This window comes from Brenneria alni, assembly GCF_003666245.1.
GTDB lineage: Bacteria > Pseudomonadota > Gammaproteobacteria > Enterobacterales > Enterobacteriaceae > Brenneria > Brenneria alni.
This window is the reverse complement of sequence record NZ_MJLZ01000001.1, coordinates 110,014-132,629: the sequence shown is the minus strand read 5'-3', so window position 1 is coordinate 132,629 and position 22,616 is coordinate 110,014. Positions and strand designations below refer to the sequence as shown.

Annotated in this window: 16 protein-coding genes and 1 pseudogene; 7 read left to right on the top strand and 10 right to left on the bottom strand. The window is 51.4% G+C overall.

Going from position 1 to position 22,616, the window contains the following annotated elements; genetic code table 11:
• Window positions 1-3: 3 nt before the first annotated feature.
• The 6 genes and pseudogenes from apaH to lptD all read right to left on the bottom strand — a co-directional run bounded on the left by apaH (window position 4) and on the right by lptD (window position 6,968).
• Window positions 4-840, bottom strand: coding sequence for a bis(5'-nucleosyl)-tetraphosphatase (symmetrical) ApaH (gene apaH / locus BIY29_RS00550; RefSeq protein WP_121572764.1), 837 nt, complete (start codon window positions 838-840; stop codon window positions 4-6).
• Window positions 841-848: 8 nt separating this feature from the next.
• Window positions 849-1,226 (bottom strand): Co2+/Mg2+ efflux protein ApaG, encoded by a 378-nt coding sequence (gene apaG / locus BIY29_RS00545; protein WP_121572762.1) that lies wholly within the window; start codon window positions 1,224-1,226, stop codon window positions 849-851.
• Between the two features lie 14 nt (window positions 1,227-1,240).
• Window positions 1,241-2,059 (bottom strand): 16S rRNA (adenine(1518)-N(6)/adenine(1519)-N(6))-dimethyltransferase RsmA, encoded by an 819-nt coding sequence (gene rsmA, locus BIY29_RS00540; RefSeq protein WP_121572760.1) that lies wholly within the window; start codon window positions 2,057-2,059, stop codon window positions 1,241-1,243.
• Between the two features lie 136 nt (window positions 2,060-2,195).
• Window positions 2,196-3,179, bottom strand: a pseudogene (gene pdxA / locus BIY29_RS00535) (4-hydroxythreonine-4-phosphate dehydrogenase PdxA); the annotation flags it as partial.
• Entirely contained in the window at window positions 3,179-4,474 is a 1,296-nt protein-coding gene (surA, locus tag BIY29_RS00530) for a peptidylprolyl isomerase SurA (RefSeq protein WP_121572978.1), read from the bottom strand. The gene surA and the pseudogene pdxA, both read right to left, overlap by 1 nt.
• 97 nt (window positions 4,475-4,571) lie before the next feature.
• The gene (gene lptD, locus BIY29_RS00525) at window positions 4,572-6,968 is read right to left on the bottom strand and encodes an LPS assembly protein LptD (protein WP_205680288.1); all 2,397 of its coding nucleotides are present in this window, start codon (window positions 6,966-6,968) and stop codon (window positions 4,572-4,574) included.
• Window positions 6,969-7,118: 150 nt separating this feature from the next.
• Between lptD and djlA the strand changes: the two genes are divergently transcribed.
• Complete coding sequence (djlA, locus tag BIY29_RS00520) at window positions 7,119-7,973, top strand: co-chaperone DjlA (RefSeq protein WP_121572756.1); 855 nt, start codon at window positions 7,119-7,121, stop codon at window positions 7,971-7,973.
• Window positions 7,974-8,058: 85 nt separating this feature from the next.
• On the opposite strand, the gene rluA is transcribed toward djlA, so the two are convergent.
• The 4 genes from rluA to BIY29_RS00500 all read right to left on the bottom strand — a co-directional run bounded on the left by rluA (window position 8,059) and on the right by BIY29_RS00500 (window position 15,990).
• Window positions 8,059-8,712: a bifunctional tRNA pseudouridine(32) synthase/23S rRNA pseudouridine(746) synthase RluA gene (gene rluA / locus BIY29_RS00515; protein ID WP_121572754.1), complete on the bottom strand. Its 654-nt coding sequence runs from the start codon at window positions 8,710-8,712 to the stop codon at window positions 8,059-8,061.
• Between the two features lie 105 nt (window positions 8,713-8,817).
• The gene (gene rapA, locus BIY29_RS00510; protein WP_121572752.1) at window positions 8,818-11,721 is read right to left on the bottom strand and encodes an RNA polymerase-associated protein RapA; all 2,904 of its coding nucleotides are present in this window, start codon (window positions 11,719-11,721) and stop codon (window positions 8,818-8,820) included.
• Between the two features lie 177 nt (window positions 11,722-11,898).
• Window positions 11,899-14,265, bottom strand: a complete 2,367-nt coding sequence (locus tag BIY29_RS00505) for a DNA polymerase II (protein WP_121572750.1) — start codon at window positions 14,263-14,265, stop codon at window positions 11,899-11,901.
• A gap of 147 nt (window positions 14,266-14,412) precedes the next feature.
• On the bottom strand, window positions 14,413-15,990 hold the full coding sequence (locus BIY29_RS00500; RefSeq protein WP_121572749.1) for a sensor domain-containing diguanylate cyclase: 1,578 nt from the start codon (window positions 15,988-15,990) through the stop codon (window positions 14,413-14,415).
• Between the two features lie 744 nt (window positions 15,991-16,734).
• Here BIY29_RS00500 and BIY29_RS00495 point away from each other — a divergent pair.
• The 6 genes from BIY29_RS00495 to BIY29_RS00465 all read left to right on the top strand — a co-directional run bounded on the left by BIY29_RS00495 (window position 16,735) and on the right by BIY29_RS00465 (window position 22,612).
• Entirely contained in the window at window positions 16,735-17,850 is a 1,116-nt protein-coding gene (locus BIY29_RS00495; protein WP_205680289.1) for an ABC transporter substrate-binding protein, read from the top strand.
• Between the two features lie 184 nt (window positions 17,851-18,034).
• A complete protein-coding gene (locus BIY29_RS00490; protein ID WP_121572747.1) occupies window positions 18,035-18,934 on the top strand; it encodes a branched-chain amino acid ABC transporter permease in 900 nt (299 codons plus the stop codon).
• 59 nt (window positions 18,935-18,993) lie between these two features.
• On the top strand, window positions 18,994-19,977 hold the full coding sequence (locus BIY29_RS00485; RefSeq protein ID WP_240629901.1) for a branched-chain amino acid ABC transporter permease: 984 nt from the start codon (window positions 18,994-18,996) through the stop codon (window positions 19,975-19,977).
• The gene (locus tag BIY29_RS00480; RefSeq protein WP_240629898.1) at window positions 19,964-20,746 is read left to right on the top strand and encodes an ABC transporter ATP-binding protein; all 783 of its coding nucleotides are present in this window, start codon (window positions 19,964-19,966) and stop codon (window positions 20,744-20,746) included. Before BIY29_RS00485 ends, BIY29_RS00480 begins: the two co-directional genes overlap by 14 nt.
• A complete protein-coding gene (locus tag BIY29_RS00475) occupies window positions 20,739-21,434 on the top strand; it encodes an ABC transporter ATP-binding protein (protein WP_121572744.1) in 696 nt (231 codons plus the stop codon). The genes BIY29_RS00480 and BIY29_RS00475 overlap by 8 nt, the downstream gene beginning before the upstream one ends.
• 407 nt (window positions 21,435-21,841) lie before the next feature.
• Window positions 21,842-22,612 carry a DedA family protein gene (locus tag BIY29_RS00465; protein ID WP_121572743.1) on the top strand — a complete coding sequence of 257 codons (771 nt, stop codon included), beginning with the start codon at window positions 21,842-21,844 and terminating at the stop codon, window positions 22,610-22,612.
• The last annotated feature ends 4 nt before the right edge of the window (window positions 22,613-22,616 follow it).

Genomic DNA, 22,616 nt, shown 5'->3' with positions numbered 1-22,616 from the left:
ACGCTACCGGGCATTACCCGTATTGAGGCATGCCAGCGATTTTTGCGTAAAATAGCGCTTATCTTCCCAGCGCAGCATAGTCAGCTCCCCACCCCAGCAGCAGCCCGTATCCAGCGCGTAGATATTTTCCGGCGTGCCTTTGCCGTCCAGCGACGCCCAATGCCCGAAAGCAATGGCGTACTCGTCGGTGATCTTACTCGGTAAGTTGAACCACGGTTTCAGCAAAGACGGCGCCTGCGTCGGCGGCTCCTTGCAAATCATATCCAACTGACCGCCAGAGAAGCAGTAGCGCATACGGGTAAACACATTGGCGCTGAAACGCAAACGGGGAAGGCCGCTGAGTTCAGGACTCCAGTGATTCGGCATATCGCCGTACATCGCATCGAGAAACAAAGGATAGCTATCACTACCCAGAATTGACTCTACTTCACGGGCGCACATTTTAGCCGTTGCCAAATCCCACTGTGGCGTAATACCGGCATGTGCCATCACCAGCTTTAAATCGTTATCAATCTGCAATAGTGGTTGTCGGCGCAGCCAGTTAATCAGTTTATCGACATCTGGCGCTTCCAGCAGTGTGGTGAGCCGATCTTTGGGCTTACTGCGGCTGATCCCTGCGTAGACGGCGAGCAAATGCAAATCGTGATTTCCCAAAACCATACGTACGGATGGGCCGAGAGAGCGGACAAAGCGCAGCACCTGGAGTGAATCCGGGCCGCGGGCCACCAGATCGCCTGTCAGCCACAGGGTGTCTTGTTCCGGGTTAAAGGAAACCTGCGCCAAGAGCGCTTCGAGTTCAACTAAACAGCCGTGAACATCGCCAATTAAATAAGTAGACATAGTTATCGTCAATGTATCAGTGAGGGGATTGCCAGGCGGAATACAGGAATACTGACCTGAAAAGCATCACCTTGATGATCGATCATCTGGTAGTGCCCTTCCATCGTGCCTAATGGGGTTTCCAATACTGTACCGCTGGTGTACTGAAATTCGCTTCCGGGCTGTATTACTGGCTGTTCTCCGACTACGCCTTCTCCCTGAACTTCCGTCTGACGCCCATTAGCATTAGTGATCAACCAGTAACGGCCCTGGAGCTGTACTTCATGCCGCCCCAGATTGCGAACCGTGACCGTATAAGCGAATACGAAACGCTCTTCATCAGGTTGTGACTGAGACTCGACGTAGAAACTCTGAACCTGTACACAAACACGGGGCGCATTAATCATCACGACAACTCCAGTTATTCCTGTGCTGTAGGATGCGCGGTCAGCCAGTTGGCTAACCGGCAGTATTGCTCAACCGTCACATTTTCGGCACGACAGCCTGAGTCGATGCCCAGTTCAGCCAGTTGTTCCAGGGTAAAGAGACTACCCAGACTGTTGCGCAGTGTTTTACGACGCTGATTAAACGCTTCGGTAGTAATCCGGCTCAACATGCGGATGTCATTCACCGGATACGGAACCTGTGCATGAGGAACCAGACGGACAACGGCAGAATCGACTTTCGGCGCCGGTTTAAACGCTGTGGGCGGTACTTCCAGCACCGGAATCACCTGGCAGTAATACTGGGCCATCACGCTTAAACGGCCATAGGCTTTGCTGTCGGGGCCAGCAACCATACGGTTAACCACTTCTTTTTGCAGCATAAAGTGCATGTCGCGGATAGCCTCAGTATAACTGAACAAGTGGAACATCAGCGGTGTTGAAATATTATAAGGCAGATTACCAAACACTCGCAGGGGTTGCCCGGCTTGTTCGGCCAAAGCCGAAAAATCCACCATCATGGCATCCTGCTGAATAATGGTCAGCTTATCTTTCAGCGTTGGATGGGTTTCCAGCCGGGCGGCCAGATCGCGATCCAGTTCGATTACGGTAAAGCGATCCATACGTTCACCGACTGGCGCTGTCAACGCGCCCAGACCAGGGCCGATCTCGACGATTGCCTGACCGGGTTGCGGATAAATGGCGGAAACGATGCTGTCGATCACGAAATGATCGCTTAAAAAGTTTTGCCCAAAGCGTTTACGGGCGAAATGACCTTGGTGTACTCGATTATTCATTAATGTGTTTTATACTCTTCATCTTTCAAATTGCAGATGCGTTGACTGCCCTTACTCACCCCAGTCGCTTACTTAATGTAAGCTCCTGAGGATTCCCTCGGTTGCCGCCTTCCTGCAACTCGAAATCTATTGAGTGTATCATTTTAATGGCAAGGTTTAATGCCGTGGTAAAACTGCCGGGATCGGCGTTACCGGTGGCTGCCAGCTCCAACGCCGTACCGTGATCGACCGAGGTGCGGATAAAGGGCAAGCCCAGAGTAATGTTTACCGCACGACCAAACCCTTGATATTTCAGAACCGGCAGACCTTGATCGTGATACATCGCCAGCACCGCATCGGCATGTTGCAGATACTTCGGCTGGAACAGTGTGTCCGCAGGTAACGGGCCAATAAGGCAGATGCCTTGCTGGCGCAGTTCCTCCAGCGCGGGGATGATGACATCCAGCTCTTCACGGCCCATATGGCCGCCTTCACCAGCGTGGGGATTTAAACCGCAAACGTAAATTTGTGGCTGCCCTATGCCAAATCTCTTTTGTAGATCATGATGCACGATGGTGATGACTTCATGCAGACTTTGCCGGGTAATGGCGCCGGAAACGTCAGAAAGCGGCAGATGAGTGGTGGCTAACGCTACCCGTAATTCTTCGGTCGCCAGCATCATGACAACGCGTTCACAGTGACTGCGGTCGGCAAAAAATTCGGTATGTCCGCTGAACGGAACACCTGCATCGTTAATGATGCCTTTATGTACCGGCCCGGTAATCAGTGCGGCAAATTCTCCGCTCAGACAGCCATCACAGGCCCGTGCCAGCGTATCGACGACATAGGCGCTATTACTGACGTTAAGCTGGCCTGCCAACACGGTCGCCGGGGTAGCGTGCGCCAAAATCGTTAAGGTTCCCGCCTGCTGTGGCTGTGCCGGTTGCCCTGGCTGATAGTGCTGCAATGTTAACGGTAAGTGCAGTTGCAACGCACGGCTCAACAGCAGGTCGGGGTCGGCGCAGACCACCAGTTCAACCGGCCATGACCGCTGCGCCAGGGCGATAACCAGATCGGGACCAATCCCGGCAGGTTCACCGGGGGTAATCACTACACGTTGCGTTCCGATCTCAGTTTGCATTAATTATCCGCGCCGTTAACAATTTTGACGTAAGCCGCCGCCCGCTGTTCCTGCATCCAGGTTTGCGCTTCTTCGGAGAATTTCCGGTTAAACAGCATCCGGTATGCTCGTTCTTTCTGTGCCGCATCAGTTTTATCAACCTGTCGGATATCCAGTAGTTGAATCAGGTGCCAGCCAAAAGAGGAGTGAACCGGTTGACTGATTTCGCCTTTTCTCAATTTCAGCAAGGCATCGCGGAAAGCCGGATCGTACATGTCAGGAGAAGCCCAACCCAGATCGCCGCCCTGATTGGCCGAACCGGGGTCTTGTGATAGTTGTTTTGCCTGAGCGGCAAAGTCGGTGCTGCCATTTTTAATCTGTTGTGCGACCTCTTCCAGTTTCTCCCGCGCCTGGCTGTCCGTCATTACGACAGAAGGTTTAAGGAGAATATGGCGGGCATGGGTTTCGGTGACTGACACGGTTTTGTCGCTGCCGCGAATATCGTTAACGCGCAGAATGTGGAAGCCGACACCGGAACGGATAGGGCCGACGATCTGCCCTTTCTGAGTCTGAGCCAGCCTTTCAGCAAACAGCGTCGGGAGCTCTTGCAACTTGCCCCATCCCATTTGCCCGCCTTTCAATGCCTGAGGATCGGCGGAATAGGTGATGGCCAGTTTACCGAAATCAGCGCCTTCGTTTATTTGTTTCACCAAAGAGGACGCCAGATTTTCGGCTTCATCAACCTGTTGCTGACTTGGATTTTCCGGTAACGGAATGAGGATATGACTTAAATTCAGTTCGGCATCTTCACCTGTCTGATTGGCAATCTGTTTTGCCAGCGCATCGACTTCCTGCGGCAAAACGCTGACGCGACGGCGAACTTCGTTATTGCGTACCTCGGCGATCAGCATCTCTTTACGAATCTGGTTGCGATAGGTGTTGTAGTTAAGCCCCTCATAAGCCAACTGACTTTTTAACTGATCAACTGATAGACGGTTCTGGGCAGCGATGTTGGCGATGGAGCGATCCAATTGCTCATCTGTAACCTGGATGCCCATTTTTTGCGCCATTTGCAGGATAATGTTATCCATGATCAGGCGCTCGGTTATTTGATGGCGTAATGTGGCGTCATCCGGCAATTGCTGACCTGCCTGTTGAGCATTCAGTTTTACCGATTGCAAAAGAGTGTTTACGTCACTTTCCAATACGACGCTGTTATCTACCACTGCTGCGACTTTATCAACAACCTGTGGTGCTGCGAACGCAGTAGAAGCACTCAGTGCCAATCCGAGAATAAGCGTTCTCCAGTTATTCATACCTTTCCCATTTATCTCATCCGCATGACGGATTAAAAGTTTCATTGACACAGCCTGTCTGCCGCATTCGCCTCGTTACTGCCTTCCGCACGCGAGATCAGAAGGCACGCTGGTATGGTAAAATACCTGAACGCAGCATTTTTTCGGAGCCAAGACTGTAATTATTGCTTAAACCGCGTAATTCAATATTAAACGACACTTTATTATCATACTCACTGCTGCTTCTGGCGCTGTCCCAGTCGGTGATTTTACGTTCATATCCGACGCTGACGGCCCAGCAGCAGGTATTATATTGCAGCCCAATCAACTGACTGGCAGGCTGATTGGCTTTGGTATCATAGTAGTAAGCGCCGACGACGGCCCAGCGGTCGACAATCGGCCAACTTGCCGTGATGCCCACCTGTGAAATACCCTGCTGAAATCCGGGGTTTTGCACATTTGGCAACATGGCCTGAATATATTGAGGGCTGGCATAGCGGTAGTTCAACTGTACCAGGCGTTCAGCATCTTTACGGTATTCCAGCACGGCATCACCCAGCGCAACTCTGTTGATACGGGCGTCGTACTGCAATCCTCCCCGCATACCCCAGTTATCGTCGGCCTTCAGATAGACGTCGCCAGCCCATAACATGCTGCCGTTATCATCGCTTTGATCGAGTGACATATTGCTGTCACCGGTACGCGGACGATCAAAGTAATAGATTTGACCTACCGAGGCATTAAAACGTTCAACCAGCGTGTCATCATAAATACGCGATGTCACCCCGGTCGCCAGTTGGTTGGCGGAAGCGATACGATCCAGACCGCCATAGCTGCGGTCGCGGAATAGCCCGGAGTAGTCGGATTGCAGCAACGTTGAATCGTAAGTATGGATGTCGCTCTGGTTGCGATACGGCACATACAGGTACTGTACCCGCGGCTCCAGCGTTTGGGTATACCCTTGCGACCAGTCCATTCCGCGTTCGAACACCATTTTGCCATCCACCTTGTACTGCGGCATCACGCGGTTTACCGAGTCTTTCAGATCATTCTTCGCACTGTCGTTTACCGCCGGGTCAGCACGGTAACGATCGAGATTTTCCTGCTGGTAATGGGTAGCCAATAGTCTGGCTTCGGTATTCAGACTACCCCAGCGGTTGGCCAGGGGCAGGCTCAATGTTGGTTCAATATGCAGCCGCGTGGCTTCCGGCCGGTTATCGTTAACGTTGGTGAATTTTACTGCCTGACCATAAACATGCATATCAACCGGCCCGATATCATTCTGATAATAATTGATATCAAGCTGTGGTTCGGCACGGTAGACGTCCCGGTTGTTTGCAGTAGAAAATACCTGGAACTGTTTGGTGGAGAGCGTGGTATTCCAGTTTTGGTTAGCATAGCCCACGCTGAATTTTTGTGTGACGTAGCCATCGGTACTCGAACCGTATTCTGAGTCCAGATCGGTGAAATAGCGATCGTCGCTGACTTTGGTATAGTCAGCATTGAAACGCCAGACCTGATCCATCACGCCCTGGTGATTCCAGTAAAACAGCCATCGGGTGTCGTTGTCGTCCTGCGGGACGTCTTTGGCGTATTGGTTGTCACTGGGAAGCCAGTCGAACTGAATCGTGCCGATACCGGGCGTAGTCAGATAACGGAATTCGTTCTGCCATTGCATACCGCGTTTGGTTTGCAGATGTGGTGTGATCGTGGCATCAAAATTGGGGGCGATATTCCAGTAGTAGGGCGTAATAAGCTCAAAGCCGTTACTGCTGCCGTATTTTGCATTGGGGATCAGAAAGCCTGAGCGCCGTTTATCACCGATGGGTAATTGCAGGTAAGGGCTGTAGAATACGGGGACGTTACCAATCTTGAAGCGTGCGTTCCAGATTTCAGCAACCTGTTCTTCGCGGTCTTGAATCACTTCCGAACCGACGACGCTCCAGCTATTATCCCCCGGCAGGCAAGAGGTGAAGGAGCCGTTTTCCAAAATGGTGTAGCGATTATTGTCGCGCATCTTCATTTTGTCGGCAGTACCGCGCCCCTGACGACCAACCATTTGATAGTCGCCTTCATACACGTCAGTATCTTTGGTATTAATGTTTGACCAGGCTTTAGGGCCTTTCATGATGACCTGGTTATCGTCGTAATGCACATTTCCTGTGGCGGTAATGGTGCGTATGGGTTCGCCCTGAGTGGTGGATTCAATCTGGTTGAGTTCCACCTGCTCGGCGGTCAGCACGCTGTTGCCTTGTTCGATGTTGACACCACCGGTGAACCGGGCGCTGTGGGGATAGTTGGCTTCAGTTTTGTCAGCCTGAATGCTTACCGGCAATTGATTGGGATCGCCTGTTACCAGCGGTCTGTTGTACGTAGGCACGCCCAGCATACACTGTTCGGCAAGATCGGCCAGCGATTGCTGGCTGTATAGCGCCGACCAAATCAGAGTGGCCAGCAGGGTTGGGAAGCTTTTTTTCATAAGCGGTATCAGGTGTTCCGTCATCAGAGGCATCATGCCGGCAAACGGTCAGAGACTATATCACTCGCCAGCGTTGCGCCAGTGTTAAATCCCCACTGTTTTATACGCACTGCCGTTAGGTGCAAAGATAAATGACGGGTATGATAAAGCAATTTTTGGCTGACGGCATGAGGATTTAAGGAGTATATGCGGTATTGGGGAAAGTTGCTGGGGCTTGTGCTGGGGATTATGTCCAGCGGCGGCATCTGGGGAATGATTATGGGACTGCTGATGGGGCACTTGATTGACAGGGCCAGAGCATCGCGTCGCCGTCACTTTTTTTCATCCCAATCCACCCGCCAGTCACTGTTTTTCCTGACCACCTTTCAGGCGATGGGGCACCTTACTAAGTCCAAAGGGCGGGTAACGGAAGCGGATATCCAGATAGCGACCAAAATGATGGATCGCCTTGAACTGTTTGGCGAAGAGCGAACTGCGGCGCAGCAGGCGTTTCGTGAAGGCAAAGCCAACCATTTTCCACTGCGCATTAAACTACGAAAACTGCGTGATGCCTGCCTCGGGCGTTTTGATTTAATTAAGATGTTTCTGGAAATTCAGCTTCAGGTGGCTTTTGTTGATGGTGTATTGCATCCGAACGAAAGACGTTTGCTTTATGTGATTGCTGATGAACTGGGGGTTACCCGCGAACAGTTCGAGTTTTTTCTGCGCAATATGGAAAGCACGGCCTACCAGTCGAGGCAAGGCGGCAAGTCTTACCAGCGTCGCAGCCAGTCGTCCAACGGCCATTCTTATGGCGGTCAGCGGCAACCTGCGCCGCCGCGCGGGCCGACGCTGGAAAGCGCCTACCGGACGCTGGGTGTGCGCCGCAATGATGATGCGGCGACGATTAAGCGGGCCTATCGTAAGCTGATGAGCGAACATCACCCGGATAAACTGGTGGCGAAAAGGTTATCGCCCAGGATGATGGAAATGGCGAAGCGAAAAGCGCAGGATATTCAGGCGGCCTATGAATTACTGAAAAGCGCTAATCAATTGAAATAATTACCGGTATATCTTTTTCCCGTTTTTGCGCCTGCCTTACCATTTCCCTCATCCGCGCACCACGCTGATTCGATTGAAAACACGTTCAGAAGTCCGCCTCACAGCGGAAGTGCATGGGCGTTTTGAATTCGGGGTGCATGATGCACAGCTCCTGCGCGTGCAGCAGCAGGCGGGGCGCTCTGTCTTTGGCCTGTGGGTGGGCATAAAAACCATCGCCAAGAATGGGATGACCCAATGCCAGCAGATGGACACGCAACTGGTGAGAGCGACCGGTGATGGGCATCAGTTTGACACGCGTGGTGCCATCGCTGTCACGCGACAGAACCTGATAGCTGGTTTGCGCCGCTTTGCCTTGCTCAAAACACACTTTCTGTTTGGGGCGGTTCGGCCAGTCACAAATCAGCGGCAGGTCAATCAATCCTTCATCGTGGGCCATCAACCCCCAGACGCGGGCGATGTAGGATTTTTTGGGTTCGCGTTCGCGAAACTGACGTTTTAACTCACGTTCGGCGATTTTTGTCAGTGCAATAACCATCACGCCGCTGGTGGCCATATCTAAACGATGGACGGACTGGGCATCGGGGTGGTTCGTCTGGATGCGGCTCATCACGCTATCTTTGTGTTCCGGGGCGCGACCAGGAACCGAGAGTAATCCGCTGGGCTTATTCACCACGATGATGTGCCGATCCTGATACAAGATGTGCAACCAGGGATCAGTCGGGGGATTGTAGGGTTCCATCGATAATGTCTTTCTCCAGACTATTATTTATTAAAGAACGACGAGCGTGATACCCCCGCCCGACTTGCTTGTTTAGGCCGAGGTGGGGGTAATAATAAAAGACGACTATTGGTGAGTCACCACCACCAGACGAATGGCATCCAGACGCCAGTTTGCCTGATGTAAGTTACTCAATACCTGCTCGCGCTGATTCTCCAACGCGCTCAATTCATCTTCACGAATGTTAGGGTTTACGGCTTTGAGCGCTTCCAGACGTTCCAGTTCACGACGTAATTGCTGGTCGGCCTGATGTTGAGCGTCATTAATGAGCTGGCGGGCCAGTTCCGCCACCAGCGGTTCCGCCTGCTGTAGCATGACATGCACATCAGCCTGTACGGCATTGACCAGTTTGCTCGATGTGTGGCGGTTAACTGCACTGAGCTGGCGGTTGAAGCTTTCAAACTCCACCTGTCCGGCCAGATTGGTTCCTTTGCGATCCATCAGCAGACGAACGGGCGTCGGCGGCAGGAAGCGCGTCAGTTGCAAGTGTTTCGGCGCCTGTGCTTCCACCACATAAATGAGTTCCGCCAGCAGCGTACCGACCGGCAGGGCTTTGTTTTTCAACAGCGATACGGCGCAGCTACCGGTATCGCCGGACAGAATCAAGTCCAGTCCATTGCGGATGAGCGGATGTTCCCAACTGATGAACTGTGCGTCTTCGCGGGATAAAGCCTGTTCACGATCGAAGGTGATGGTACAGCCGTCCTGTGGCAAGCCTGGGAAATCCGGCACCAGCATATGGTCGGATGGGGTGAGAATAATCAGGTTGTCGCTGCGATCTTCCTGATTGATGCCCACGATATCAAACAGATTAAAAGCAAAGGTAACCAGGTTAACGTCGTTATCCTGGTCAGCAATGGCCTGCGCCAGCATTTGCGCCTGTTCACCGCCGTTCGAATGCATTTCCAACAGGCGGTCGCGGCCTTGTTCAAGCTGCTGTTTTAGCTGTTCATGCTGCTGGCGGCAGACGCGGATAAAGTCATCCAGACCCTGCTGTTCGCCCGGCGTGGTCAGCCGTTCAATCAATTGCGTATAATGGGCGTCGTAGATGGTGCGGCCTGTCGGACAGGTGTGCTCAAAGGCATCCAGACCCTCATGATACCAATGAACCAGCAGTGCCTGGGCGGTATTTTCCAGATAAGGGATCAGGATCTGGATTTGCTGTGTCTGGCCGATACGATCCAATCGGCCGATACGCTGTTCCAGCAGATCGGGGTTGAACGGCAGATCAAACATGATCAGATGGCTGGCAAACTGGAAGTTACGGCCTTCTGAACCGATCTCCGAGCAAATCAGCACCTGCGCCCCTTCTTCTTCAGAAGCGAAATAGGCGGCGGCACGGTCGCGCTCAAGAATAGATAGCCCTTCGTGGAAAACGGCGGCCCGGATGGCTTCACGGGTGCGCAGCACCTGTTCCAGTTGCAGGGCAGTCACGGCCTGCGCACAGATCACCAGCACTTTTTTGTCACGATGGGCCGTCAGATAATTGAGCAACCAGTCAACACGTGGATCGAAATTCCACCAGGTGGCGTCGTTTCCTTCCAGTTGTTGATAAATCTGCTCTGGATACAGCATGTCGCGTGCGCGTGCTTCAGGCAGTTTGTTGGCGCCCATGATTTCAGACACTTTGATTGCCGTCTGATACTGGGCAGGCAACGGCAAACGGATTTGGTGCAGAATACGCTGTGGGAACCCCTTTACCCCTTGACGGGTATTACGGAACAATACGCGACTGGTGCCATGACGATCCATCAGCATGGTGATCAGTTCCTGGCGTGCTCGCGGGTTGTCTTCGCTGTCGCTGTTAATCGCTTTCAGCAAAGGCTCGATATCCTGTTCGCCCAGTAATTCACTCAGAACATTAAGCTCAGAAGTTTTGGCCTTTTCTCCCGCCAGCAGCAATGTCACTGCATCGGCAACCGGACGGTATTGCCGCTGTTCGGCAACAAATTCATGGTAGTCATGGAAGCGATTCGGATCGAGCAGACGCAGACGGGCAAAATGGCTCTGCTGACCCAACTGTTCCGGGGTGGCGGTCAGCAGCAGCACCGCCGGAATATTTCTGGCCAACTGTTCAACCGCCTGGTACTCAGGGCTGGGCGCATCTTCGCTCCAGGCCAGATGATGCGCCTCATCCACTACCAGTAAGCCCCAGTCGGCATTGACCAACTGTTCAAAACGTTGCGCGTTACGCTGTACAAAACCCAGTGAACAGATGACCAGTTGCTCGGTTTCAAACGGATTGCTGCTGTCCAGTTTTGCTTCGGCATAGCGTTCATCATCAAACAGCGAGAACAGCAGGTTGAAACGGCGCAGCATTTCTACCAGCCATTGGTGCTGCAAGGTTTCCGGTACAATGATCAGTACGCGTTCGGCGCGGCCGGCCAATAGTTGCTGGTGGATAATCATCCCGGCTTCAATGGTTTTGCCGAGGCCGACCTCATCGGCCAGCAACACCCGCGGCGCGTGGCGTTGCCCGACTTCGTAGGCAATGTGCAACTGATGCGGGATCAGGCTGGCGCGCATACCACGCAGACCACCCCACTGTTGCAGCGCCTGTTCGTTCTGATGTTTACGCGCACGGTAGCGCAGGGCAAAACGATCCATACGGTCAATCTGACCGGCGAATAGCCGATCCTGCGGTTTGTTGAAAGTCAGCTTGCTGTCCAGCAGAACTTCACGCATTTCGGCCTGAGAGTCATCATCCAGACGCTGGCCGCTATAGACCAGCAGACCATGCTCATCGCGTACGCTATCCACCTTAAGCTGCCAGCCTTCGTGGCTGGTAACGGTATCACCGGGGTTAAACATCACGCGGGTGATGGGGGCATCGCTGCGGGAATAGAGTCGGTTTTCACCGCTGGCAGGGAAAAGCAGGGTTATCATGCGGGTATCGACTGCAACCACAGTACCCAATCCAAGTTCGCTTTCCGTATCGCTGATCCAGCGCTGACCAAGTGTAAAAGGCATAAATTCTTAGCTCGATTTTTGTCTGTGTCGGGATAGTGTCAGGCCATACTTTGCTATTTGCGCGGTTTATCCGGCGCGAATAGGTCATGGTGGTATTGATGTCTGAGAAAGGGCGTTATGGTAATGGAAGGCGGCGCGTTCGTCACCTGCTCAGAAGCCGTGAGTTGACGCCGATAATTAAAATAATCCCATCTGACCGGTAACCAGAGTAGCAAAATCATCGTGCAGGAAGGGAAGAATGGCCTCCGCCACCGGCTGTAGCTGACGTTCAACATAGTGTTGATAGTCCAGCGGAGAATGCCGGGTTTCCAGCGGCTCCGGCCCATTAGTGGTGATGACGTAGCTAATCCAGCCGCCATTCTGGTATTGCAGCGGTCGTCCGTGTTGGCGATTGTACTCATCGGCTATCCTGGCTGCCCGCGCATGGGGGGGCACGTTACGCTGATAGTCGTCAAGACGGCGGCGCAACCTCTTGCGGTAAATTAACAGCTCATCAAATTCACCGTTCAGGGTTTTACCAACATACTCCCGCAACCATTGCTGATAAGGCTGTCGCTGAAAGATGCGCAGATAAAGCTGCTGCTGAAACTGTTGCGCCAGCGGCGTCCAGTCTGTTCGTACCGTTTCCAGCCCTTTAAACACCATTTTTTCGCCCTGATCAGTCTCAATCAGTCCGGCGTAGCGTTTTTTGCTGCCTTGTTCAGCGCCGCGAATAGTGGGCATCAGAAAACGGCGAAAGTGGGTTTCAAATTCCAGCTCCAGTGCGCTGGTCAGCCCATGTGTTTGCAGCAGATGCGTTTGCCACCACTGGTTGACTTGTTGCACCAGCATGTTGCCGATGCGGGCGGCGGCTTCTTCTGTATGGGCGTGTTTCAGCCACACAAAGGTTGAGTCGGTATCGCCATAGATCACCTGATAACCCTGAGTTTCGATCAACTCACGGGTTTTAAGCATAATTTCATGACCGCGCAGGGTGATAGAAGACGCCAGACGGGGGTCGAAGAACCGGCAACCGCTGGCGCCCAGCACGCCATAAAAGGCATTCATGATGATTTTCAGCGCCTGTGACAGCGGTTTGTTGCCGGTGCGTTTGGCGGCTTCCCGTTCTTGCCAGATGTGCTCGACAATGGCTGGCAGACAGTGCTGCTCCCGGGAAAACCAGGCGCCGAGAAAACCGGCGATGGCGTGCTGTTCGTCTGGATGCTGCATTCCCACCGCCAGACCAACCGGGTCGATGAGGAAGGTACGGATGATCGACGGATACAGACTTTTATAATCCAGCACCAGTACCGAATCGTATAAACCGGGACGGGAATCCATCACGAACCCGCCTGGGCTGGCTTGTGGCGCGACGTCTCCCAGATTCGGCGCCACATATCCCATCCGGTGCATACGAGGCAGGTAGAGGTGCGTAAAGGCGGCGACGGAACCGCCGCTGCGATCGGCGGCCAGACCGGTTACGTTTGCGCGTTCCAGTAAAAAACGCATCAGTTCTGTTTTGGCGAAAATGCGGGTGACCAGTTCGCAGTCTTGCAGATTATAGCGGGCGAGGGCCGGTTTATCCTCTGCGAAACGGCGATCAATTTCGTCCATCCGCTGGTAGGGGGTATCAATGGCTTTTCCCTCACCCAGTAGCGCCTGAGCGACAAATTCCAGGCTGAAGGACGCGAAATTCCAGGTGGCGGATTTCAGCGCTTCGATACCATCAATAATCAGGCGGCCTGTTGCGCTGGCAAAAAAATGCCCCTGTTTGAAGCCGTGTTCACGCCACTCAAGCTGATTGCCATTACGGCCCAGCAGCAAAGGGATACGGTAGCGCTCGGCATGTTTTTGCAATACCCGCAGGTCGAACTGCACCAGATTCCAGCCGATAATGGCATCAGGATCGTGCAGTTGCAGCCAATGGTTCAGTTTTTCCAGCAGTTGCGGACGGCTGGCGACATACTCCAGCCTGAAGTTATCCGTACTGGCCGGTATACCGTTAGCCGGGCCAAGCATATAAACCTGCCGCTGGCCGCAGCCTTCCAGACCAATGCAGTAAAGCTCGCCATGACGGTTGGTTTCGATATCCAGCGAAACAAGCCTGAGATCGGGACGGTAATCTGGGCTGGGCTTCATGCGAACCTGGGTCAACAGGCCGGATGAGGCAGGTTCACCGCTCAACCAGACGGAGGCGGTAATAAAACGCTCCATCAGAAAACGGTCGGGGGGACGGATATCCGCTTCATAGACCTGAACCCCCCCTTCCCTCAGCAGCTTTTCAAGTCGCAGAAGCTGACGGTATTGCGGGCAATACAGCCCCAGCAAAGGCTGGTGATGAAAGTCTTGCAGGGCCAGTGGCCGTAGCTGCCAGTGCTTTTCCTTGCTTAACAACGCCGAAGCCTGGGCCTGCTGTGATTCAGGAATGAACGCGATAGCCTGTTGTACGGGCAGACGAGCTTGCAGCGGGCCATCATCGGTTGCCAGCCAGAATTCCACCTGTGTGCCGGCAGGGGTGTCATGCCAGTGGCGGGTAAGGAGAAAGCCCTGACGAGTCTGGGTCACTAAGGCCGCCTCTAGGTTGATTAATGTGGAAAAAAAGATGTTTAAGTATGGTTATTTATACAGTTAATGTCCAGCCGTTTGCGAGCATTACCGCTTGGCAAAGAGGTAAAGAAGAGGACGGGCAATTGATGAGGTTATCTGGGTTGGTCAGGATTCGATCGGGGCGACAATAACCCGATTGCGGCCTTCATGCTTGGCTTTATACAACGCTTTGTCCGCCATTTTAAAGGCCCGTTCTATGGTGACTTCCTTAATGCCTGGCGACCACCGCGATACGCCCAACGAGATAGTAATATTGCCGACTAACGGAATCGCGGTTTCCTGCGCCGTGTTACGCAGCCGCTCTGCGATAGCAATTGCGATTTTTATGGTGGTTTCAGGCAATAAAATCAGAAACTCCTCCCCCCCGCTGCGGCATAAAATATCGGTCTCACGAGAGCTGGAGCGAATGAGCTGGGCGAGATATTTAATCACGCTATCGCCGATGTCATGGCCATGTGTGTCGTTAACGCGTTTGAAATGGTCAATATCCAGCGCGATAATGGCGAAACTTTTCTGACCGATCAGCCAATATTTCAGAATGCTTTCCAGCCCCCGTCGATTGAAAAGGCCGGTCAAGGGATCGGTTTGCGCTTCATAGCGAAGTTTGCCAATTTTTTTCTGTAGCAGATTGATGCCGATTAACATGGCCTGCTTGAGCTGCGTCGCCTCAAAATACCAGGAGTGAATTTTACTGATGCTGTCGGAAACATCGAGCGAGTCCATTTTATTGGCGCTGCGGGCCAGCCGCCATAGCGGCTGGGCGATCAGCCGGGCTAGCAGCCAAACGCAGAATATCGTCAGAATAGCCAACGGCAGGGTATGTCGTAACACATCGAACATCAGGCTATCCAAAGGTTTTAGTGTGTCGCTGGTTGGGCGTAGCACCACCACCTCCCAGCGGTTGGCGGGAACAACGCCGTATCCGGCGAGCATTTCATTACCCTGATTATCTGCCATTATCCGGCTGCCGTTGTTGTCTGTGCTGCTATCGATTATCGGGCTTTGGTGGACGACTTCTCCAATCTGTTTGGGATCTTTGTGGTACAAAATTTTTCTATAGTGGTCGGTAACATAGATATAAGAAGTGTCCCGGTAATAGTGACGGTCAAGCAATTCATTCAGAATACTGGGCTTTTCCAGGTGAATGGCGCCACAGATAAACCCTTTGTAGCGCCCGTCCAGGGTAAATATCGGAGCTGAAACCAGTACGATCAGGTTATTGGCCACGGACACATAAGGCGAACTGATCAGCAATTGCTTTTCCTGTAAGGCCTGACGTACGCCAGCCGAAGTGACCTTTTGTCCTATAAATTGGGGCATAGCGGGAAAGGTGGACTTGACCACGCCATGTTCATCGACAACAGATACCGTGTTAAAACTAAGGCTCTGTAACCCAATGCGACTGGTTTCCTCATTCAGATTGTCGCGATCATCCATTTGGTTCGCTATTTTGCCAGCGCTGTAAGCTAATTGTTGCAAAGAAGTTTTGAAGAAAATATCGGTTATGGCTGCCATCTTTGTGGCATAAACGCGGTTGGCTTCCAATGTGTTATCGATCAGCAACTGGCGCTGTACACGGTAACTGGCGTAAAAACTGTTGATTAACGTAATCAGAATGCTGGCGATGGCCAAAAGCAGGATCAACTGTCGTAATCCTATGTTATTGAACAGTTTTAACAACATATTTTTTGCAGATTGACGCAATGGGGGAAAAGGGTCGCTATCATAGGCGCAGATTAATAACCTGTATAATAATTATCCTGAAAATCATTATCAACGTAATTATATCGCCTGATATTACATGCCATACGATGGATAACGTTGTGTATCGAGTTCAGAATCTGTGACGCGGTTAAAACGTGCGATTGAGAGATCTGAAGCCAGCAGCGGTCTATTATAGACGGCTTACGCCAGTATTATAAGTTTTTCCACAATCTCTTAAATTATACAGGTATCTTGCGAGACTGTTTTTAGCATAAAAATTTGCAAATACTATATTTAAAGAAATTTTCACTATAAAAATGAGTTTTAAGGCGGTATGGATAGAATATAAATAATATCTCACCTTTATAAAGGGGGGGGGCTAGTCAACCAGCGATGGGTGACTGATTTACCTATAGAATCTTGTCATTAACGGCAACGCACTTTTTAAAAGCAACCGCGAAACAAATTGGTGCATTCCGCTTCATCACATCTTTATTCTGTGGTTTTTTTGGCTGTAATAAATCGATTTTTCTATTGTTTATTAACCTGTTAATAATGATTTAATCCTTCTGGCACATTTATTGCTGTTTTCAATTCCGCCAGCAGAATATATCCCTGCGGCATTTTTCAGACTCTCACAGCCGGGCTTACGGCTTTATTCCATTACTGGGATTTGAATCTCTCATTATTAAAGAGGCGATCATGAATAACAATTTTGTCAGAATGACTGTAGCAGCTGCATTGGTTTCTTCCGTCATCGGCGCCGGTAACGCGGTGGCGGCTGAAGTGAAAATCGGGGTGGTTCTGCCGTTGAGCGGGCCGTTGAGCGGTTTTGGGCAACCGTCCCAAAAAGGCGTTGAACTGATTAATAGCATGGAGCCGACGCTGAAAAATGGCGATACAATTAAACTTGTCATCATTGACGACAAGAGCGACAAGGTTGAAGCGGCCAACGCCATGCAGCGCCTGGTTTCCAGTGATAAAGTCGATGCGGTGATTGGCGAGGTGACGTCGACCAATACAATGGCGATGACTAAAATGGCCGAAGACACCAAAACGCCGCTGGTTTCCCCGACCGCCACTAACGACCGTGTAACCCGTAATCGCCAGTATGTCAGCCGCGTGTGCTTTTCCGATAGTTTCCAGGGGGTGGTGGGGGCTAATCTGGCATCGCGCGATTTAGGGGCGAAAACCGCCGCCATCATGTTTGACAGCAGCAATGACTATTCCGTCGGCCTGGCAAAATCCTTCCGCTCACAGTTTCTCAAAAACGGCGGCACCATTGCCGTTGAAGTTCAGGCTCCCGGCGGCAGCAAGGATTTCAAAGCCCAACTCTCCACCATCAAAGCTAAAAATGTCGATATGATCTATATGCCGATCTACTACACCGAAGCGGCGCTGATCGCGGTACAGGCCAAACAATTGGGGCTGAAAGTGCCGGTCGTCGGCGGTGATGGTCTGGCGGCTGATCCTATCTTCTTTACGCTGGGGCAGGATGCGGTTGAAGGCTATATGACGACCGACTACTACTCGCCGGATGCCAAAGAACAGACGCCGGCAGGTGAGGAATTCATCAAAGCCTGGGAAGCGAAATATAAAGAACCGACCCATACCTGGGGGGCAATGACTGCTGATGCTTACAAAATGATCGTCAATGGGATGAATCAGTGCAGCGATCCGAAAGACCGCGTTTGCGTCAATGAAAAAATCCGCGCCACCAATAATTTTACCGGTATTACCGGCACGCTGACGCTGAAGGATGGTGATGCGATCCGCAGCGCCGTCATCAACGAAGTCAAAGATGGAAAAATGGCTTTCAAGACGGCGGTTAATCCTTAATTTATATCCTTTATCTTTCAAGTTGCGGTGATGTTGGCATCTTTAAATTATCCGGTTTCTCCATGGAGTCGGGTAAACCATACCGCATCTTGAAAAAACGCCGAGAGCATGGCCCCCGGAAGCGGGCAGGATAGCCCGCCATAAATTTATTGGGTATGTATGAAAGCAAATAAGGATTGAATTTATGGATGCTGCCATTTTCTTCCAGCAAGTGGTTAACGGTATGAGTCTGGGCAGTATGTATGCGCTGATTGCTATTGGTTACACCATGGTTTACGGCGTATTACGACTGATCAACTTCGCCCATGCCGATATTATGATGGTGGGGGCGTTTCTTGCCCTGTTTGGTTCAACCACCTTTGAACTGCCTTTCGGGGCGGCTATTTTATTTGCGGTTCTTTTTTCGGCGCTGCTGGGCGTGTGTATCGATCAGATTGCCTACCGTCCTTTGCGTCAGGCTTCTAAAATATCCATGCTGATTACCGCCATTGGCGTCAGCTTCTTTTTAGAGAATCTGTTTAATGTGCTGTTTGGCGGAAGCTCACGCTTTTTTGCCGCGCCGGATTTCTTTAATCGAACCGTTTCATTCTGGGGCGTCATTATTACCAATGTGGCCTGGCTGGTGCCGCTGGTGACGTTGGTTTTACTGGGCTGCATTCTTTTTATCCTCTACCGTACCCGGCAAGGGATGGCGATTCGCGCTGTGGCGTTTGACGTGAATACCGTTCGCTTAATGGGGATCGATGCCAATCATATTATTGCCTTTGTCTTTGCGCTCGGAAGTTCGCTGGCGGCGCTCGGCGGGATTTTTTATGCCACCAGCTATCCGACCATCGATCCATTAATGGGGGTATTGATTGGCCTGAAAGCGTTTGCCGCTGCCGTATTGGGTGGAATTGGCAGCGTCACGGGGGCGGTGATCGGCGGCTTTATTCTGGGCTTCACCGAAGTGGTCGCCGTCGCGGTATTTCCTGAATTGGGCGGATATAAAGACGCCTTTGCGTTTATGTTTCTGATTTTGGTTCTGTTATTCAGACCGGTAGGCATTATGGGCGATGAAAGACTGGAAAGGAGCCGTTTCTGATGAGAATGCCAACAAATTCATTTTCGCTGTTAATCGGCTATGTCGCGCTATTTGTGATAATGCTGCTACTTCTGTTTACCTTGCAGAGCGTATTTGACGATTACGTCATTCGTATTGTCAGTAATATTTTTATTTTTATGATTCTGGCGGTGAGTTATAACCTGATTAACGGAGTAACGGGGCAGTTATCCCTTGAACCCAACGGTTTTGTGGCCGTCGGCGCCTATATTACCGCCATCCTGCTATTAAGCGCGGACACTAAACTTGAGATGTATGAGATGGCGTCCCCCAGCGCCCTGGTGCTGGCGCTGCACACCTCCTTTTTGCCCGCACTGATTATCAGTGGCGTTTGTGCCTCAGTGCTTGCGGTGTGTCTGGCGTTTCCGGTCTTCCGGGTGCGCGGCGACTACCTGGCGATTGTGACGTTAGGGTTTGGTTTTATTATTAAAATCCTGGCGATTAATAATCCGCAAATCACCAATGGCGCTATTGGTCTGAATGAAATTCCCCAGGCCAGCTACATGCTGTACTGGTGTGGCTTTATCGCCTTGATCGCGGTGCTGCTGATTTTACAGATTGTGTATTCAAAATATGGTCGGGCGATGAAAGCCGTGCGTGATGATGAAGACGCCGCGATCGCCATGGGGATTAATACCTTCAAAATCAAAACCTGTGCCTTTGCCACCAGCGCCTTTCTGGAAGGAATCGGCGGCGGTTTACTCGCTTCGTTATTGACGATTATTTCCCCCGATCTGTTTGATTTTATGCTGACGTTCCAGTTGCTGATCATCATTGTATTGGGCGGATTAGGCAGCACCACAGGCGCGATTCTGGGCACCATTGTGGTGGTGGGCAGCGGCGAGTGGCTGCGTTTCCTTGACCAGCCGCTGAGTTTGTTCGGCGAAAATCTGGGGGCTTACCCCGGTTTACGCATGGTGGTTTTTTCATTGGCATTGCTGATCATTATGCTTTTTGCCCGTGAAGGGTTGCTGGGTAAGCAGGAAATCTGGGAAGTGAACAGGAAGCGCCATCATGGAAAATAAACCTATTCTCAGTGTTGATAATGTCATCATGCAATTTGGCGGCTTACGGGCCATTGACGATGTTAGCTTTACGCTTAATCAGGCGGAAATATTTGGTCTGATTGGCCCAAATGGCGCGGGGAAAACCACATTATTTAATGTTATTACCTCAAACTATAAACCGACCTCGGGAACGGTCATGTTGGGTAATGAAAAAATCACCGGATTAAAACCGAATCAGGTGGTCAATCGCGGCATTGCCCGTACTTTCCAGAATATTCGTTTGTTCAATTCAATGACGGTGCTGGAGAACGTATTAATCGGTTTTGATCGCTTCATTCATTATTCTTTTATTGAAGCAGCATTGCATATGGGGCGCTTTTTCTCGGCAGAAAAGCAGGCTAAAACGCGGGCGATGGAGATTCTTGAATATATCGGTATCGCGGAACATGCGCATTCGCTGGCAACCAATCTGAGTTACGGCAATCAGCGTAAAGTCGAGATTGCCAGGGCATTAGCCACGTCGCCCGCGTTACTCTTATTGGATGAACCGGCTGCGGGCATGAATCCAAGGGAAACTAACGAACTGGCGCAACTGATTTTTAAAATGCGTGAAGATTATAAATTAACGGTTCTACTGATTGAACATGATATGTCTTTTGTTAACACCCTGTGTGAACGGGTTCTGGTGCTGGATTATGGCAAACCGTTATTCAGCGGGACCATCCATGAGGCAATTAATAATAAAGAGGTGATTGCCGCCTATCTTGGAGATGTCGATTATGCTTAAGGCCGAGGAGCTACGGGTATTTTATGGGCTGATTCAGGGATTAAAAGGCATCGACATTGAGGTGAATAATAGCGAAATCGTCACGTTGATTGGCAGCAACGGGGCGGGGAAAACCTCAACGCTGAACGGCATTATTAATCTGGTGAAATCGACCGGCAAAGTCGATTTTCTTAATGAAGATATATCCAACAGCCTGACCCATCAGATTGTACGTAAAGGGCTGGCATTAGTACCGGAAGGACGCAAGGTTTTTACCAATTTGACCATTGAAGAAAACCTGCGCATGGGGGCGTATAACAATCCGATTAATTTCGAGCACCTGAAAGAAAAAATGTATGCGCTGTTTCCCCGGCTGAAAGAACGGCGCAGCCAGTTGGCAGGCACCATGAGTGGCGGTGAACAGCAGATGCTGGCGATTGCCAGGGCATTGATGAGCGAACCGGTGCTGTTGATGCTGGATGAGCCAAGCCTGGGACTGGCGCCAAAGATAGTGGGCGAAATGTTCAATATTATTAAACAGTTGCAGAGGGAGAATATTACCATCCTTTTGGTTGAACAAAATGCCACCGCCGCACTGAAGATTGCCGATCGCGCCTATGTGCTGGAGAACGGCAAGATCGTGCTGAAAGGGCCGGCGCAGGATATTCTGGCCAACCCGGAAGTGAAAAAGATGTATCTGGGGGGATAGAATAAAACCTGCTGTTTTGGTTTTCCCGGCGTAAGAAATTGTGCTGAGGTGGGTGTGGCCGTCGAATGAGCGGCAGGGAAGCCGCGAAAACGAGTGCCGCGTCTGGAACGCGTCACTCGTGGTTCGAATTAAGGTCACGAACACCGAAGATATCGCGTAGCGGCACGATTTCAGCCAAAAGCCAGGGTTCATAGGGCGGTGGCGTTTGAACCGCCCTATGTCGGGCGTGGTACTTTATTTATAGAGAAATGCGGATTTTCATCACGCGCGAAATAATCCCCTCAATTTACATATTAAGATGTTGCCAATCCCGCTGTATGAGTGGTTTTTTCAAAGAAAATGATTAGTTGACGGCTTCTGCTAAGATCCAGACAATCCCTTTTTTCATAAACAATGAGCACGAATCTATGGAAGCGTGGCTGGATCATCTGGTTACTCAATCATTAGCGTATTCGCTGATCGCCGTCATGCTGGTTGCCTTTCTGGAATCTCTGGCTCTGGTTGGCCTGTTACTGCCGGGAACGTTGATGATGGCGGCGCTGGGGGCGCTGATCGGCAGCGGCCAGATGGGGCTGTATCCGGCATGGGCGGCGGGTATTATCGGCTGTTTGCTGGGGGATTGGATTTCCTATTTCATTGGCAGAAGATTTAAACAACCGCTGCACCAATGGTCTTTCCTGAAAAAACATCAGACGCTGTTGCGTAAAACGGAACATGCGCTGCATCGGCACCATATTGCGACTGTGCTGGTCGGGCGCTTTGTCGGCCCGACGCGTCCGTTGATCCCGATGGTTGCCGGTATGCTGGAATTACCGCCCTATAAATTCGCGTTGCCAAACATAATTGGTTGCCTGCTATGGCCGCCGATTTATTTTTTACCTGGCATATTGGCGGGCGTCGCCATTGATATTCCTGCCGCAACCAATAGCAGCGGTTTTAAATGGCTGCTGCTGGCTACGGCTTTATTGGTGTGGAGCGCGGCATGGCTGAGTTGGCGCTGGTGGCGGGGAGATAAAGGGAAAAAGCGCGACTGGTTCAATCAGTGGTTGCCAATAAACCGTTTACGCTGGCTGGCGCCGTTGTCGCTGGCAGCCGCAGCGGGATGTCTGACGATACTGATTCAACATCCGTTAATGCCCGTCTATCGCCACCTGCTGTGGCAGGTGCTGCACGGGTAAACCT

Bases quoted from the DNA above. Each gene is read 5' to 3' on its own strand.
- rluA (WP_121572754.1), bottom strand. From the start codon at position 8,712: ATGGAACCCTACAATCCCCCGACTGATCCCTGGTTGCACATCTTGTAT.
- lptD (WP_205680288.1), bottom strand. From the start codon at position 6,968: ATGATGCCTCTGATGACGGAACACCTGATACCGCTTATGAAAAAAAGC.
- BIY29_RS00500 (WP_121572749.1), bottom strand. From the start codon at position 15,990: ATGTTGTTAAAACTGTTCAATAACATAGGATTACGACAGTTGATCCTG.
- apaH (WP_121572764.1), bottom strand. From the start codon at position 840: ATGTCTACTTATTTAATTGGCGATGTTCACGGCTGTTTAGTTGAACTC.
- rapA (WP_121572752.1), bottom strand. From the start codon at position 11,721: ATGCCTTTTACACTTGGTCAGCGCTGGATCAGCGATACGGAAAGCGAA.
- BIY29_RS00490 (WP_121572747.1), top strand. From the start codon at position 18,035: ATGGATGCTGCCATTTTCTTCCAGCAAGTGGTTAACGGTATGAGTCTG.
- djlA (WP_121572756.1), top strand. From the start codon at position 7,119: ATGCGGTATTGGGGAAAGTTGCTGGGGCTTGTGCTGGGGATTATGTCC.
- surA (WP_121572978.1), bottom strand. From the start codon at position 4,474: ATGAATAACTGGAGAACGCTTATTCTCGGATTGGCACTGAGTGCTTCT.
- BIY29_RS00475 (WP_121572744.1), top strand. From the start codon at position 20,739: ATGCTTAAGGCCGAGGAGCTACGGGTATTTTATGGGCTGATTCAGGGA.
- rsmA (WP_121572760.1), bottom strand. From the start codon at position 2,059: ATGAATAATCGAGTACACCAAGGTCATTTCGCCCGTAAACGCTTTGGG.
- BIY29_RS00465 (WP_121572743.1), top strand. From the start codon at position 21,842: ATGGAAGCGTGGCTGGATCATCTGGTTACTCAATCATTAGCGTATTCG.
- BIY29_RS00495 (WP_205680289.1), top strand. From the start codon at position 16,735: ATGACTGTAGCAGCTGCATTGGTTTCTTCCGTCATCGGCGCCGGTAAC.
- BIY29_RS00485 (WP_240629901.1), top strand. From the start codon at position 18,994: ATGCTGCTACTTCTGTTTACCTTGCAGAGCGTATTTGACGATTACGTC.
- apaG (WP_121572762.1), bottom strand. From the start codon at position 1,226: ATGATTAATGCGCCCCGTGTTTGTGTACAGGTTCAGAGTTTCTACGTC.